The organism is Actinomyces sp. MRS3W (assembly GCF_032465695.1).
GTDB lineage: Bacteria > Actinomycetota > Actinomycetes > Actinomycetales > Actinomycetaceae > Actinomyces.
This window is the reverse complement of the sequence record NZ_JAWDJJ010000112.1, coordinates 1-14755: the sequence shown is the minus strand read 5'-3', so window position 1 is coordinate 14755 and position 14755 is coordinate 1. Positions and strand designations below refer to the sequence as shown.

Genomic DNA, 14755 nt, shown 5'->3' with positions numbered 1-14755 from the left:
CGGCGTCTCTTTCGCGGTGCGCACACGCACCAGCCGCAACCGCGCGCCGAGCTCGGCGGGTGCGGCCCCGGACATGATGAAGTCCGTCGCCCCCCAGTCGGGCTGGACGACGGCGGCGCCGCCCTCCTGGAGCACCAGGATGATCGGCGGGCAGTCCATGGGCCCGGCCAGCAGCTGGCACAGGGCGCGGGCGCGCATGAGATCCCCGCGGGCATCAACCATGACCACGTCGGCATCGTCGACGGCGCTGTAGGAGGCGGGCACCGGCGGCAGGCAGTCCACCTGGCAGTCGAGGAAGGACATGGCGGGGACGACGACGGTGGCGTCGTCCTCACGGGTCAGCATGATGACGCGCACTCAGGTCGCCTCCCTCCGGCCCCTGCGGGGGCTCGGGTCATCAGTGAACCACATTTGCGTCTGCGCGCGGATGACACGACCGAATCGCGTCGCGCGACTACATACGCCGTCGGCAGGTGTGGGACGATGCGACCGTGAACACCCAGGATGCGCCCGGCACGGCGGACCCCGACAGTTTCGGGACGCGCCGCGGCGGTAATCTCCCCATTGAGGTGGGGCTGGTCGACCCCGCCTGGACCCGGTTGGCCGTGGCCGGCATCGTTCCCGTGCTGCTGGCCGTCTCCGCGGCTCTGCCCGCCTGGGTGCGGCTGGTCGTCGTCGTCCTGCTGGTGCCGCTGACGGCCCAGGGTTGGCCGGCGCTGCTGCGCGCTCGGCACGACCCGGGCGCCACCGCCGTCCTCGCCCTGACCGGGCTGAGCGCCGCGGTCCTGGTGGCCATCACCAACGACTTCGGTATGGCCGGGGTGGTCATGGCCTTCAGTGTGCTGGCGGCCTTCGTGGCGCAGATGACCAGACGGGACGGCCGCAAGCACCTGGTGGAGGACCTGTCGGCAACCGTCACCGGGAACCTGGTCATGATCTCCGGCGCCGGCTGGTGTGCCCTGCGCACCGGAATTGCCGACCCCGCCGTCATTGTGCCGTGCACACTGGCCCTGTTCACCGGAGCCCTGCTGACCACCCTCAATGTGCGCGCGACCGTACTCGAAGTGCTCACCATGACGCTCCCGGCACTCGTGGCGGGCGCCGCGGGCGGGGCGCTGGCCTCGGTTGGCTTCTTCGGGGCGAGCCATGTGGGGCTGGAGCCTTCGCTGCAGTCGGCGGCCGCCTGCCTCGTGGCGGGTTTCGTGGCGGGCGTGCTCATGGCCGTGGCCAACCGAGTGCTGTGGACCCACCGCTGGGTGCCCGGCGGGCGGGCCGCCGTGGCCAGTGCGATCGTGCCGATTCTGGCGTTGGGCGCGCCGGTGTACGCCATTGCGCGGGTCATGGGCAGTTTCATTGCCGGCTGACGCTGGGGCCGTGGCGCCCGCCCGCTCCCGGCCGTACCCTGCACCTATGGCGTTCACGATTCCCGACGACCTCGCCCCCGAGCTCTACCCGCTGGCCTGGCTGGTGGGCACCTGGCGCGGCTACGGCATCCTCACCTACGGGGAGGCCGTGCCCGAGCAGGCCGTCTACCAGGAGATGACCTTCGACCACGACGGCGGTCCCTACCTGCGCCAGACCAGCACTATCTGGACGGTGGACGCCACCCGCAGTGAGAACCTCGACTTCGAGATGCCCGGCCTGGAGGGTGCCTCCCGCCTGGCTCCCGCCCAGATCTGGTCCACCGAGACGACCTTCTGGCGGCCCACCGGCCAGGAAGCTCCCGACGGCGAGGAGGCCGGCGGCGGTCCCGCCTCGAAGACCCCTATCACCTCTCTGGAATTGGTCTCCACCGACCCCGCCGGGCACGTCGGCGTGTGGGAGGGCTGGATCCAGGGGCCGCGCGCCCAGGTCGGCACCCAGGCCGTCGGCCGTACCCGCACCGCCGCCGACGTCACCGAGATGAGCCGCATGTTCGGGCTGGTCGGCGGCGAACTCATGTGGACTCAGGACATGGCCGCCTTCGGTGAGCAGGAACTGAAGTCCTACGCCTCCGGGCGCCTGGGCCGGGTCGAGGACGGCACCCAGGCCGACCCCGGGGCCGCCCTGCGCGAGGCCATTGCCGCCGATGAGGCCGCCCGCGGCGCAGGCGCAGCCGCTACGTCCGCGCGGGGCGCCACGCTCTGATGCGGCGCAGTCCCCTTCTCGCGCGCGCCGACGCCGTCCCCAACCCCGACGACGACGTCGACGCCTCCGTCCCGGCCCGTTATGGCGCTCCCTTACGCGAGCAGAATGCGCTGGCCGCCGGGCGCGCTGCCAGTGCCCTGGCCCGCGACGTCGTCGCCGTCACCGGGCCCGACCGCCTGAGCTGGCTGAACTCCCTGTCCAGTCAGGAAATGGCGCGTCTGGTCCCCGGCGACGGCGGCGTCGAGGCACTGCTGCTCGACGCCCAGGGACACATCACCCACGCGCTGGCTTGCGTGGACGACGGCGAGACCCTGCTACTCGTCACCGAAGCCGGGCGCGGTCAGGCGCTGGCGCAGTTCCTGGATTCCATGCGCTTCATGCTGCGCGTAGAGGTCTCCTTCCGCGAGGACGTGGCCGTGCTGGCGGCCCTAGGGGAGGGCGGGTCCGCCCTGGAGGCGGCCGCCCGGGCCGCAGACGCCTATGTCGCCACCTGGCGCGACCCGTGGCCCGGGGTCGTCGAGGGCGGCACCAGCTACGACGTGGGTCTGGATCGGCCCCACCCCGGTGCGGGCTACCGGGCCACCTGGGTGCTCGTGGGCGCCGATGCTGCCGGGCAGGTCGCCCAGGCCTTCCTCGCCGGCGGTGGTGAGGAAGCAGCGGGCACAGACGGCGCGCGCGGCACCGCTGGCGCCGCGCCGGGCATGCCCGGGCGCAGCCTCGCGGGTTCTGTGGCCTGGGAGGCGCTGCGGGTGGAGGCGGGCCGGCCCCGATGGGCTCGGGAGGTGGACGCCCGCACGATCCCGCATGAACTGGACTGGCTGCGCACCGCCGTGCACCTGAGCAAGGGTTGCTATCCGGGGCAGGAGACTGTGGCTCGCACCCTCAACCTGGGGCGGCCGCCACGCCGCCTGACTGTTTTGCAGCTCGACGGCTTCACCGGGCAGATGCCGCTGCCGGGTGCAACGGTGCGATGGGGCGAGCGCGCCGTCGGGGCGGTCACCTCGGTGGTCCGCCACGTGGATTACGGACCCATGGCACTGGCGCTGCTGCGCCGGGGCGTGCCCGCGGATGCGCCGCTCACCGTGGACATCACCGCCGAGCCCGATCCGCGCGACGCGGCCGAGCCTGACGAGGAGCCGGAGGTTGTTGCCCGTGTGGATGCCGCGCAGGAGCCGCTGGTCTCGCCCGAGGGCCGGGCGCAGGCCAGTCCCGCCGAACGCCCCGGCGCCGGGCTGGCCCGCAGAGAGACACGTGGCCAGGCAGCCGGCCGCGACCTGCTCCGCTGACCACCCCTCACCGAAACCGGCACTAATAACATGCCGAAACCGGCACTAATGACGTGTCGAGACCGGTCGATACGGTCACCGGTCTGTCGGCGGCGGTGCCGTGTCAGACGACGTCGCGGCGTAGTCCGGCGCGCAGTCGGGTGATGGCGTGCCGGGTGGCTACCAGCCCCACTGCTGACCAGACGAGTGCGACCAACAGATCGTGCACAAGCATCGGCGCGATGTCTCCGGTAGCTGCGTCGAGCGCCGTGACCGTACCGCTAACAGGCGCAAACCCGGCCAGTATCCGTAACCAGCCGGGGCAGACGGACAGCGGAACAATTACGCCGGTCAACAAAGGCAGGAAAGTCGACACGATGGTTGCGCCCAGGTAAGGATCCGGCAGATCGACGCCGATGCCCGCCGCGCTCACGCCCAGGAGCAGCCCGCATACGACGGCGATCGGCGCGAACGCAATGACGCGCAGCAGCATCGCGGAATCGTGGCCGGGGGAGAGGAGGAAGACTGCGCCGATAGCGGCCGCCCCGGTCAGCACGGCCAGCAGCGCGGGTACGACTGCCACCGCCAGCCAGTAGGCCGGATCGATGCGACGACGCATGTGCACCTCCTGGAAGACGCCCAGGTTGCGGTCGGTGGCGACGGTGCCGACGACTCCAGCGCATACAGAACTCGCCAGGGCCACGAGCGCGGCGGCGTAACCCGTGCGCACCAGGTCGGGAGCGGACAGGTCAGCGCCCAGCAGCACGTCGTAGGCGATGTTGAGCAGCGGTAGCAATAGCAGCGTCACCACGGCCGTGCCCACGGTGGCGAAGGCTGTTGACGACGCCCATGTGACGCGCACGCCCGAGGTCATTCGCCGGACGAACCCACCCATCAGATCATCTCCAGGGTGCCGGCGCGCGTAGCCAGCCGCAGCGCCCGGCGTCCCAGGACGGTAGCCAGACACAGCCAGACGGCCACACACACCAACCAGCCGACCGCATCGACGGCGCTGACAGCGCGCCCGAGCAGCAGGTCGAACGGTACGGACAGGGGGAGGAAACGGCTGATCGTAGCCAGCCAGGACGGCGGCGACGTGGAGGTGAACAGGATGCCCGAGGCGATGAACACCGGCACCAGCAACAGCTCCTCGTATGCGATCGCGTTGGGAGTGAGCACGAACAGTGCGGCGATCACAAAGGTCAACGTCAGACAGCCGGCAAGCAGCAGGACGGCGGCCAGTACCATGCGCCCTGCTCCGCTCCAGCCGGGGACGGTGAAGTCCACCGACCCGGACGCTACCGCCCACGTGCACCACGCTACGGGTAGCGCCGCCAGCCCGAAGCAGGCGGCGGCTGAGACGACTGCTGCAAGGGAACGCAGAGAACCGATCGGCGCCATGACCAGGTGTGCCAGAGTCCGCTTGTGTCGCTCGAAGCCGATAATGCCGGCGGCGCAAGTGGCCGTGGTCCACATGCCGATCACGCCGCCACGTACCCACCCCTGGGTAGGAGTAATCCCGCCCCAAGCGCGGGCTGCCAGGAACTGCACCAGCGTGGTGACGATTGTCGTGAAGACCATGAGCTGGAGGAAGTAGGGGACGGACACGAACTGGCGGACGTGGAAGGCAGTCATGCGCAGTTGCCGGATCATCGTGCGAGCCTGTCGGCCAGGGCCAGATAGGCCTCTTCGAGTGAGGCCGGGCGAGTGACCAGATCCGTGGGCGTCGGCGTCCCGATGTCGTCCAAAGCCGTGATCAGCGCAGCGTTAAGGGCTTCCCGGTCCGCGGCGGAATCGCCAACAGACCAATAGACGGTAACCGTCCACCGGCTAGAGACGGGACGCTGAACCACGACGGCGCTGTCGCTCAGCCGCTCTTGCAGCCGGGCGGCGGCATCCGCGTGACGGGCGGGCAGGGTGAAGCTGCTGGTCATGCTGATACCGGCGTGGGCGGCGACGTCGCGCACGCTGCCGCGCGTGACAATTCGGCCGGCCCCGATCACGCTGATGAGGTCAGCGAGCTCCTCAACCTCCGGCATGGAGTGGGAGGTCAACAGCACGCCGGTGCCGGCGGCGGCCAGTTCCCGGATCAGGTCGCGCACCTGCAGGGCGACGTCCGGATCCAGGCCGGTGGTCGGCTCGTCCAGCAGTAGCAACGGGGGAGAGCCGAGCAGGGCGCGTGCCAGGTGCAGGCGCTGCAGCATGCCGCGGGAGAACGCCCCTGCCTTCCGGATGGCGACCTCGGCCAGACCCATGCGCTCGAGCGCCGTATCCACGGCCTGCTTACGGCGACGCCGGTCCAACCCCTGCAGATCGGCGAAGAACAGCAGGTTGTCCCGGGCGGTGGCGCGCGGATAGAAGCCGAGTTCTCCGCCGAGCACCAGTCCGAGGCGTGCGCGCGCTGCCTCAGGGCGACGGACGGCGTCCACGCCGTCGATCTGGATCTCACCGGCGGTGGGTGTGAGCAACGTGGCGCACATACGCACGGTGGTTGTCTTGCCTGCGCCGTTGGGGCCCAGCAGCGCGTGTATCTCGCCGGGCTCGACGCTTAAGGACAGGTCGTCGACGGCAACGAATTTCTCTTTACCGAAGACGCGCCGCAGTCGGAATGCCTTCAGGACTTGAGTGCTATCAGACAATGTTGTTGAGTCCTTTGATTCCGATCCCGGCGCTCGTCATGTTTTCGCTCAGCACGCGACCAGAACCGTGCAGTTCCAGGTCGTCATCATGATTCCAAACGTGGTGGGGGGCAACAGTATCTACGGCCTTGGTGATCGTGCAACCAATACATGTGATGGTCGACGAAGGATGGGCTGCCGGATGTTGGCGCTATGGGTTGATGGGTGATGCAGATGGGATGTGGGCGCGGCGCTTTCGGCTCCTCCAACATGCTTGACAAGCCATCCGGCGTTGACGACTCCGGCGCGGATATCCTCACGCCGACGGGACTGCACGCCTGCCGCCTCACGGTGCGCGAGCGGTATGTGCCGCACACGCTCGCCGCCCGCCGAATGCTGCGAACCATCCGTCCCGTCGCACGGCTCATGACTCACGACATGTTCCACGGCCTGCACCGCCGCACCCACGGCTGACTCGGCGATGGGTCGGCCCTGCATGGCCGCCTGCGCATGCGGATGATCTGGTGCTCGATGCGGTCGGCGAAGCGTGAGCGTCTGGCCCGCCAGCGTGTATGTGTGATGACCTGGTGCGGGTCTGACAAGGCACCAACCCTACCGTCTACGTGACGCGCATCATAGAATCGCTACGCGGACGTATACGCGCCCTGAGGAGGAGCCATGAAGATTCTGCACTCGCAGTTCACCGCCAAGCCCGGATTCGAGGATGAGGTCGCCCAGATGATCTGCGACTTCGCCGAGCAGGTCCGCAGCGAGCCCGGAAACCGCGTCTTCGACGTTTACCGTCACAGTGACGACCCCGCGAAGTTCTTCGTCATGGAGGCCTACGTGGACGAGGACGCCTTCCAGACCCACCTGGGTATGCCCTACGGCGGCCCCTTCAACGCTCGTTTGGAGGAGCGCATTGAAGAGCCGCACTCGGTGTTGACCTTCCTGGACCAGATCGGCTGACGGCATCCGCGGCAACGGCCATTCTGCAGTTGACGGGCGGCAAGGGGCGACGGCGATGCGGTGAGTCCTCGCCTCCGGCGCGGTGGTCGCCGCATCGCGCCGAAGACGCGCCGCATTTCATCGAGCATGGGAAGCGGGCCGGGCAACGGATGCCCGGCCCGCGCAGTCGGGTCAGACGTTGGGGCCGGCGGCGCCCTCGCTAATCCGCTCGGTGAGAATACGGGCGAAGGTCGAAGCCGAGGCATCCCCCGTATCCAGGTAGTTCTTGACAGCTTTGAAGAAGCCGTCCTGCATCGCCGGGGAGATCACCTCGCCGTAGGAGATGGCGTTGAGAACCGTCTGACTGCGCAGATCCTCGGCTGCCTGTTGCTGGTAGGAGGTGAGTGTGGAAACGTCGGCGTCATTGCGTACCGGCACGCAGCCCTTGACCTCGCAGACGGCGGTCTGCACCTGCGGGTCCAGAACCGTGGTGAGGAAGGCGTCGGCGTCCTCGCTGCTGGCCGAAGAGGAGGAGCGGACGAACGCGTCCACCACGATGAGGAAGGTGCCCTCGGTCCCCGGGAAGACCACGGAGGAGACCGGGGAATCTCCGGTGGTGGATCCGGCGAGGGCCTCGGACTCGGTCAGGGCACCGTCATTCATCTGGTAGAAGCCGCACTCTCCGTCCGCCAGCCGCCCGGCCGCCTCATCCCAGGTACGGTCGGCGTCGTCGGAATCGGTGTGATCCATGAGCCGGCCGAAGACCTCGAGGGCCTCGGCCACCTGCTCACCGGACCAGTCGAAGCGATCGGCCTCGATCTGGGTCCAGCCCTCCTCGCCCACGGTGGCCAGCAGCACGGATTCGAACAGCCCCGCCGTGGTGATGGAGTCGGCCCCACCGATGCACAGGGGTGTGGTCCCCTGGTCCTGCAGGGTGTCCAGGTCGGTGAGCAGGCCATCGAGCGTGTAACCCGTCCCCGGCTCGTCAATGCCTGCCTCCTCCAGCACCTCGCGGTTGAACATGAGGATGTTCGCCCGGTGCGCGGACAGTGGGGCCGCGTACTGCGTGGAGCCGACCGTGACGGAGTCCAGGACCTCCTCGGGGAGCTGGGCGGTGACCTCGTCGGTGAACAGGGAGGACACGTCGGCGACACTGCCGGACTCTTGCCACGCCGTGATGTTCCCGGCGGTCAGCGACTGCCACACGTCGGGGGCGTCGCCGCGGGCGAGGCGGGAGGCCAGAGTTACGTGGGCTTGGGAGCCGGCGCCGCCGACGACGGCCAACTGGTCTACGGACACTTCGGGGTCGCGATCCTGGTAGGCGTCGACGAGCGTATCCAGGGCGACGGACTCCGACGCCGAGGTCCACCAGGACAGCACCTCAATGGAGTCGGATTGGGTGGCGGTTCCCCCGCAGGCGGTGAGAGCGAGGGCGGTGCTGGTCGCCGCGATGAGGGCGGCGGCGCGTTTTCTCAGGGAAGTCATGACTGGGCCTTCCTCTCTGAGGTTGTATCTGCGGTCGTAGTGGAGGGCACAGCGGAACTTCGCTGGATGGGGGCGCGCAGGTCATAGATCGCGTAGGCGGTCACCATGGCGAAGCACACCGCCGGCACAATGAACGAGGTCGCTGCGCTGGTGGCGTCCATGACCCGCCCCTGGACCATCGGCATGATGGCCCCGCCGACGATCGCCATGACCAGGCCCGCGGCGCCGAACTTGGTGGCGTCCCCGAGCCCGGACAGGGCCACACCGTAGATCGTGGGGAACATCAGCGACAGGCAGAAGGACGCCGAGATAATGGCGATGACGCCGGTGATGTCGGGGCGCAGCGAGGCGTAGACGCACAGGCCCACGGCCACGGCCCCGAGGACGGCCATCACTTTGGTGGCGCGGATGCGGGCGATGACAGCGGTCATGAGGAAGCGGGCGATGAGGAAGACGATGAGGCTGATCTGCAGCATCTGTGAGCCCAGCTGCAGGGAGCCGTTCAGCGCCTGCTGGGTGTACTGGATGATGTAGGTCCAGCAGCACACCTGGGCGGCCACGTCGAAGAACTGTGCGATCACTCCGTAGCGATACCGTTTCGAGCGCCACAGGGTGGCCAGTGGGCTGGCGGGCCTGGCATCGTCGTCGGCCCCGGGCGGGGTGGGCGGGGCTTTCTGGACGAAGATGATGACCAGAATGATGGCCAGCAGGATGCCGAGCCCGATGTAGGGTCCGGTGACGGCGCGCAGCTGCTCGGCGCGGATCGCGCGTTCGGTCTCCGGGCTGACGTCGGCCAGGTTCACCGGGGTGTCGAGCTTGGGAAGGATGAGCGTGGAGGCGATGAGCACGCCGATGTTGGTGCCCAGCGGGTTGAAGGCCTGAGCGAGGTTGAGCCGTCGGGTGGAGGTCTCCTCTGGGCCGAGGGAGATGACGTAGGGGCTGGCGGAGGTCTCCAGCAGTGAGCAGCCGGCGGCGATGGCGAACAGGGCGGCCAGGAAGGCGCCGTAGGTCATCACCTGGGAGGCGGGCCAAAAGCCGAAGGCGCCCAGGGAGGCGAGCGCCAGGCCGGAGACCATGCCCGCCTTGTAGCCCCAGCGGGAATTGATGAGGGCGGCGGGGATCGCCAGCAGGAAGTACGCGCCGTAGTAGGCCATCTGCACCAGCGACGCCTGGAAGGAGGACATGTCGAAGATGCGCTTGAAACCGGAGACCATCGGGGTGGTCAGATCCGCAGCAATGCCCCAGGCGGTGAAGCAGCCGATGACCGCCACCAGGAGCATGGCGGCGCCCGGGTACAGGATTCTGGGGGAAGTGGGGGATTCTGGCTGGTTGTTCGTTTCGGCCAGGGCCGTCATGGGAGCTCCCGGATCGGCGGTGATGCGGTTGGCGTTGAGGATGAGATGAATGCGGCGGATGGATGCGGGACTGGGGCGATCGCCGACTATGTGAGCTAAACCATATCATGCTCATGCGGTGGGAGCGCAGGTACGGAATGTTGTTCTTGAGGTGCCCTGCGCGGTTGTTCTACGAGCGATAGCGGCGTCGGTGGCATGTATTGTTCTTCCCCGCCGCGGTGGTCTTCGCCCACGGGGGAGGACCTCGCGGCCGGACGCGGCCGCGGATAGAGTAGAAGCGTGGATATTCTGGTTGTCATCGCCCACTACCTCGCGATCACCGTCAGCTGGATCTGGCGGCTCGCACAGCTCGCCGCCGTGGGGCTGGGCGTCTGGGCGCTCATTGACACCCTCACCCACGATTCCTCGCACTTCATCGCCGCGGGCAAGCGCACCAAGGGCTTCTGGATCGGCGTCAACGCCGCCGGCATCGCCGTCGTGCTGTTCATGGGCGCCGCCTCCATGCTGGGGCTGCTGGGCGTGGTCGCCAACGCCGTTTACCTCGCCGACGTCCGCCCCGCCCTGCGGTACTACTCGCCCGTGCGAGTGCGCTCCACCATTCGTTTCCCGGGGCGTGGCAAGGACCAGGGCGGTCGTGGCCCGCGCGACTGGAGTCCCGGCCGCTGATGCGCGCCGTCCTGCAGCGGGTGCACCGCGCGGCCGTGCGGGCCGACGGCCAGGTGGTCGGCGCCATTGACCGCCCCGGATTGCTGGCACTGGTCGGCGTCACCCACGACGACGGCGCCGCGCAGGTCGCGACCATCGCCCGCAAGATCGCCGAGCTGCGGCTCTTCGACGGCCCCGGCGACGACGGCGGCGGGCCGGGCCGGGAGGTCTCGGTAACCGATCTGGGAGCACCGGTGCTGGTGGTATCCCAGTTCACCCTGTATGCCGATGTGCGCAAGGGGCGGCGGCCGTCGTGGAACGGCGCCGCGCCGGGCGAGGTCGCCGAACCGCTGGTGGGAGCCGTGGTGGACGAGTTGCGCGGCCGCGGCCTGGAGGTGGCCACCGGCAGCTTCGGCGCGCATATGGACATCAACGCCGAACTCGACGGACCGGTGACGATTCTGGTGGAGGCGTGAGCGTCCCAGCGCTGTTGCGCCCGCTGCTTCCGGAATCGGTTGTTGTGGTCGAATGCCGGGGCGACGTTGACGCCCCGTTGTTCCCGCAGGAGCGCGCCTATCTGGAGGGAGCCTCGGCCAAGCGCCGCGCCGAGTTCACCACGGTGCGTCACTGCGCCGGGCAGGCGCTGGCAGAGCTGGACCGTACGCGCCCGGCCATGGTGCCGGGGCCGCGGGGCGAACCGACCTGGCCCGACGACGTCGTCGGCTCCATGACCCACTGCGAAGGGTACCGGGCCGCAGCGGTCGCGCTCGCGCACACGGCGGACGCCCTCGGCATCGACGCCGAACCGAACCGACCGCTTCCGGCCGGGGTGCTGAGCCGCATCGCCTCCCCGGCGGAGGCCGCGCGCCTGCACTCACTCGCTCGGCAGTTGCCGGACGTGGCCGTGGGGAGGCTGCTGTTCAGCATCAAGGAGAGCATCTACAAGGCGTGGCCAGCGGGCGCGGGCAGCGTGCCGGGCTTCGTCGACGTCGAGGTCGCCATTCGTCTCGACGGCGGTTTTACGGCCCGGCTGCGTGCGCGCGTCGACGAAGCCGCCCCGGCTGCCGGGGCGGGCGCTCCTCGCGGGGCGGGACTTGGCGGAGAAGCCGACTGGAAACTGGCGGGGCGCTGGGGCGCCGAGGACGACCTGCTGGTGACTGCCGTGATGGTCGCGGGTAGTCCATCCCCGCAGCGGCCGACACCGAACTGATAAGCGACTGCTCCGGTGAACGGTTCTGAATATAGGCGGACGGATATATGCTGTGTTGGAAATGCGAGGAGCGTTGGTGTCCGCCGTCAACTACTCTGTTCCCAGAGTCACTCTGTAGATAGTAAAGGCTTGGCTACTTTCCGCATTTTGGCGTGTTTGTGGGGAAGGCGCGGCAATAGCTTCGGATGCGTCGATGCGAATGCCGAGTGGGCGCGAGTCGTGGGCCTGGTCGGCGCCCGATAGTGGATGTTACTCTATATGACCTACCTCATGTGAGGTTCGCCGAGTTCAAGGAGGAACCGGTATGTCTACGTCCCTATCAACACAATTGCCGCACGCGGAATTATTCGAACCCACGCGTGTGGGCAGCATTGAGGTCAAGAACCATTACGCCATGGGCTCCATGGGCCCGCTGGGCTTCGCTACCGCGGAAGGCGGTTGGAATGCGCGCGCGATTGAGTTCTACTCCACCCGGGCTCGCGGCGGGATCGGGCTCATCATCACCGGCGTGTGCCAGGTGACTAACCCTGCCGACGGCGTCCCTCCGGGCCTCATCCCCAACCCCACGCAGTCGCCCGGCATCTTTATGACCACCAGTCGGGACCTGACCGAACGTGTGCACGGCTACGGCGCCAAGATCGTGCTCCAGGCAGGAGCCGGCTTCGGCCGCGTCATCACCAAGGCGATCCTCGGCGGGCGCACGCCGGTGGCGCCGTCGGCCATACCCTACCGGTGGGATCCTTCTATTACTTGCCGTGAAATGACCGTGGAGGAGATCCAGGGCGTCGTCGCGCAATTCCGCATTGCCGGGGCTGTGGCGCGTGCGGCGGGATTCGACGGCATTCAGGTGCACGCGGTGCACGAGGGCTATCTGCTCGACCAATTCGCGATTTCGTATTTCAATCACCGCACCGACGAGTATGGCGGCTCGCTGGAGAACCGGCTGCGCTTCGCGCGCGAGGTGGTTGAGGCCATTCATGCCGGCGCGGGTGACGACTTCCCCGTGCAATTGCGTTTCTCCCCGAAGTCCATGATTAAGGCCTTCGGCGTGGGTGCAATGCCGGGAGAGACCTTCACCGAGATGGGCCGGGATATGGATGAGGGAATCGAGGCTGCTCGTCTGCTCGTGTCCTACGGGTATGAGGCGCTCGACGTCGACGTCGGCTCCTATGACTCCTGGTACTGGAGCCACCCGCCGATGTACCAGGCCAAGGGCCTGTACGTGCCCTATGCGCGTCAGCTGCACGAGGCCTGCCCCGAGATTCCGCTCATTGTGGCCGGTCGTCTGGACGATCCGGACCTGGCGGCGGCCGCCACCGCCGACGGCACGGCCACGCTGGTCTCGCTGGCACGTCCAACGCTGGCGGACCCGGAGATCGTCAATAAGCTCCAGCGCGGCGCGCGCGATCTCATCCGCCCCTGCATTTCCTGCCAGGAGGGCTGCATCGGGCGCATCGAGAAGTACTCGTCACTGCGGTGCGCGGTCAATCCGCTCGCCGCCCGCGAGACCGAGCGGCCGATGCCGCCGGCCAACGACCGCACCCGGATGCGGGTTCTCATCGTGGGCGGCGGCGTCGCCGGGATGGAAGCGGCGCGGGTACTGGCCGAGCGCGGGCATGTGCCCGTGCTGCATGAGGCCTCCGATCACCTCGGCGGGGTGGTCATCGCCGGCGGGCAGCCCTCCTTCAAGGAGGACGACCTCGCCCTGGTCGCGTGGTACGAACGCCAACTCGAGGTTCTCGGGGTCGAGGTGCATCTGGGCTCCCGTGTCGACGCCGACCTCATCCGCCGCTCCGGTGCGGATCACGTGCTGCTGGCCACGGGCTCGAACCCGCAGCACCTCGATTTGGGTGAGGGCATCCCGGTGGTTGACGCCGCGGATGCGCTGCTGTCCCAGGACTCGCTCGGCGACCAAGTGGCGATCATCGGTGGCGGCCTCACCGGTTGCGAGCTGGCCATCTCACTGCGGGAACGCGGCGCAGAGGTCACCATCGTGGAGGCCCTGGCCGACGTCCTGGAGAAGAACGCGCCCACCTGCATGGCCAACCACGCCATGCTGCACGACCTGGTGACTTACCGCGGCGTCGACGTCCTCACGAACGCGCGTGCCGAACAGGTGACGGATGCCGGCCTGCTGGTGAACGTCGACGGCGAGCAGCGGCTACTGCCGGCGCAGACCGTGGTCACGGCGATCGGCTACACGTCGCAGCGGGACCTGGAAGGTGAGATCAAGGCCGCGGGCATCCCCTACCACGTCATGGGTGATGCGCGTCGATGCGCGAACATCATGTACGCGATCTGGGACGCCTTCGAGGTCGCCAGCCAGCTGGAGAAGTAGCGGCGGGGCGGCGGAGGCGCGGTGTACTCGTTGGCGGACGTGGCTGACACAATGGAGACATGATGCGGATTGAGGCAGTGCGCGGGGACCTCACCACCGAGGAGGTGGATGCGATTGTCAACGCGGCCAACTCCGGTCTGCTCGGCGGTGGCGGTGTCGACGGCGCTATTCACCGCGCCGCCGGACCGCGCCTGCTTCAGGCCTGCCGTGAGCTTCGCTCCACCACGCTGCCCGACGGCCTACCGGTGGGGGAGGCCGTGGCCACGCCCGGCTTCGACCTGCCCGCCCGCTGGGTCATTCACACCGTTGGCCCCAACCGTCATGCCGGCCAGACCGACCCCTCCCTCCTGCGTGCCGCCTTCCGCTCCAGCTTGGAGCTGGCGCAGGAGCTCGGCTGCCGCTCGGTGGCGCTGCCGGCCATCTCCGCCGGCATCTACGGGTGGGACGCCGACGCCGTCGCCCAGGCCGCCGTAGCCGAGGCGCGCGCACTCGCCGCCCGGGCGGATACGGTCAGTGGGATGCAGGTATGTGGCACCGACGTCGTCGACGCCGCGCAGGAGCAGACGGGCGGACTGGAACTGGTGCGCTTCGTCCTCTTCTCCGACCGGTTGCTTGCTGCCTTCCAGAAGGCGCTCGCCGCGGGACCCGGCCGGGACTGAGTGGGCCGAGCGGGCCAAGCGCCCACCCGCCCGTTACCTTGTTTGTGGTCGCGGGAGTAGCCTCGCGGCTGGGCCAGCGGCGGCCGGCATGATGTCTTGCCCCTG

General features: G+C 68.6%; 15 protein-coding genes and 1 pseudogene. 10 read left to right on the top strand and 6 right to left on the bottom strand.

The genetic code is table 11. The features are described from left to right. Nucleotides 1–357 (bottom strand): annotated as a pseudogene (locus tag RWX45_RS03650) (DNA-binding response regulator); the annotation flags it as partial. A gap of 134 nt (nucleotides 358–491) precedes the next feature. Here RWX45_RS03650 and RWX45_RS03645 point away from each other — a divergent pair. The 3 genes from RWX45_RS03645 to RWX45_RS03635 are packed head-to-tail and all read left to right on the top strand — an operon-like array spanning nucleotide 492 to nucleotide 3413. Next, nucleotides 492–1364: a tellurium resistance protein TerC gene (locus RWX45_RS03645; protein WP_410050670.1), complete on the top strand. Its 873-nt coding sequence runs from the start codon at nucleotides 492–494 to the stop codon at nucleotides 1362–1364. 46 nt (nucleotides 1365–1410) lie between these two features. Continuing rightward, nucleotides 1411–2127: an FABP family protein gene (locus RWX45_RS03640; RefSeq protein WP_316022418.1), complete on the top strand. Its 717-nt coding sequence runs from the start codon at nucleotides 1411–1413 to the stop codon at nucleotides 2125–2127. Then, entirely contained in the window at nucleotides 2127–3413 is a 1287-nt protein-coding gene (locus tag RWX45_RS03635; RefSeq protein WP_316022417.1) for a folate-binding protein, read from the top strand. Before RWX45_RS03640 ends, RWX45_RS03635 begins: the two co-directional genes overlap by 1 nt. 103 nt (nucleotides 3414–3516) lie before the next feature. On the opposite strand, the gene RWX45_RS03630 is transcribed toward RWX45_RS03635, so the two are convergent. From RWX45_RS03630 to RWX45_RS03620, 3 genes are read right to left on the bottom strand one after another with little or no spacing between them, the layout of a single operon-like run. After that, nucleotides 3517–4254: an ABC transporter permease gene (locus RWX45_RS03630; RefSeq protein WP_316022416.1), complete on the bottom strand. Its 738-nt coding sequence runs from the start codon at nucleotides 4252–4254 to the stop codon at nucleotides 3517–3519. A 32-nt stretch (nucleotides 4255–4286) separates the two neighbouring features. Continuing rightward, on the bottom strand, nucleotides 4287–5045 hold the full coding sequence (locus RWX45_RS03625) for an ABC transporter permease (protein WP_316022415.1): 759 nt from the start codon (nucleotides 5043–5045) through the stop codon (nucleotides 4287–4289). Next, the gene (locus RWX45_RS03620) at nucleotides 5042–6031 is read right to left on the bottom strand and encodes an ABC transporter ATP-binding protein (protein WP_316022414.1); all 990 of its coding nucleotides are present in this window, start codon (nucleotides 6029–6031) and stop codon (nucleotides 5042–5044) included. Before RWX45_RS03620 ends, RWX45_RS03625 begins: the two co-directional genes overlap by 4 nt. 249 nt (nucleotides 6032–6280) lie before the next feature. Between RWX45_RS03620 and RWX45_RS03615 the strand changes: the two genes are divergently transcribed. Together RWX45_RS03615 and RWX45_RS03610 are read left to right on the top strand one after the other, a co-directional pair. Continuing rightward, complete coding sequence (locus RWX45_RS03615) at nucleotides 6281–6484, top strand: hypothetical protein (RefSeq protein WP_316022413.1); 204 nt, start codon at nucleotides 6281–6283, stop codon at nucleotides 6482–6484. A gap of 204 nt (nucleotides 6485–6688) precedes the next feature. Next, nucleotides 6689–6979, top strand: coding sequence for a putative quinol monooxygenase (locus tag RWX45_RS03610; RefSeq protein ID WP_316022412.1), 291 nt, complete (start codon nucleotides 6689–6691; stop codon nucleotides 6977–6979). A 171-nt stretch (nucleotides 6980–7150) separates the two neighbouring features. Here the strand turns inward: RWX45_RS03610 and RWX45_RS03605 are convergent, their stop codons facing one another. Together RWX45_RS03605 and fucP are read right to left on the bottom strand one after the other, a co-directional pair. Then, a complete protein-coding gene (locus RWX45_RS03605) occupies nucleotides 7151–8443 on the bottom strand; it encodes an ABC transporter substrate-binding protein (protein ID WP_316022411.1) in 1293 nt (430 codons plus the stop codon). After that, nucleotides 8440–9798 carry an L-fucose:H+ symporter permease gene (fucP, locus tag RWX45_RS03600; RefSeq protein WP_316022410.1) on the bottom strand — a complete coding sequence of 453 codons (1359 nt, stop codon included), beginning with the start codon at nucleotides 9796–9798 and terminating at the stop codon, nucleotides 8440–8442. Before fucP ends, RWX45_RS03605 begins: the two co-directional genes overlap by 4 nt. Nucleotides 9799–10077: 279 nt before the next feature. On the opposite strand from fucP, the gene RWX45_RS03595 reads away from it, so the two are divergent. From RWX45_RS03595 to RWX45_RS03575, 5 genes are all read left to right on the top strand, one after another. Next, nucleotides 10078–10464 (top strand): DUF2516 family protein, encoded by a 387-nt coding sequence (locus tag RWX45_RS03595; RefSeq protein ID WP_316022409.1) that lies wholly within the window; start codon nucleotides 10078–10080, stop codon nucleotides 10462–10464. Beyond that, a complete protein-coding gene (dtd, locus tag RWX45_RS03590) occupies nucleotides 10464–10919 on the top strand; it encodes a D-aminoacyl-tRNA deacylase (protein ID WP_316022408.1) in 456 nt (151 codons plus the stop codon). Before RWX45_RS03595 ends, dtd begins: the two co-directional genes overlap by 1 nt. Next, complete coding sequence (locus tag RWX45_RS03585) at nucleotides 10916–11653, top strand: 4'-phosphopantetheinyl transferase (protein ID WP_316022407.1); 738 nt, start codon at nucleotides 10916–10918, stop codon at nucleotides 11651–11653. Before dtd ends, RWX45_RS03585 begins: the two co-directional genes overlap by 4 nt. A gap of 304 nt (nucleotides 11654–11957) precedes the next feature. Beyond that, nucleotides 11958–13991, top strand: coding sequence for an FAD-dependent oxidoreductase (locus RWX45_RS03580; RefSeq protein WP_316022406.1), 2034 nt, complete (start codon nucleotides 11958–11960; stop codon nucleotides 13989–13991). 62 nt (nucleotides 13992–14053) lie between these two features. Further along, nucleotides 14054–14650: an O-acetyl-ADP-ribose deacetylase gene (locus tag RWX45_RS03575; protein WP_316022420.1), complete on the top strand. Its 597-nt coding sequence runs from the start codon at nucleotides 14054–14056 to the stop codon at nucleotides 14648–14650. Nucleotides 14651–14755 lie beyond the last annotated feature (105 nt).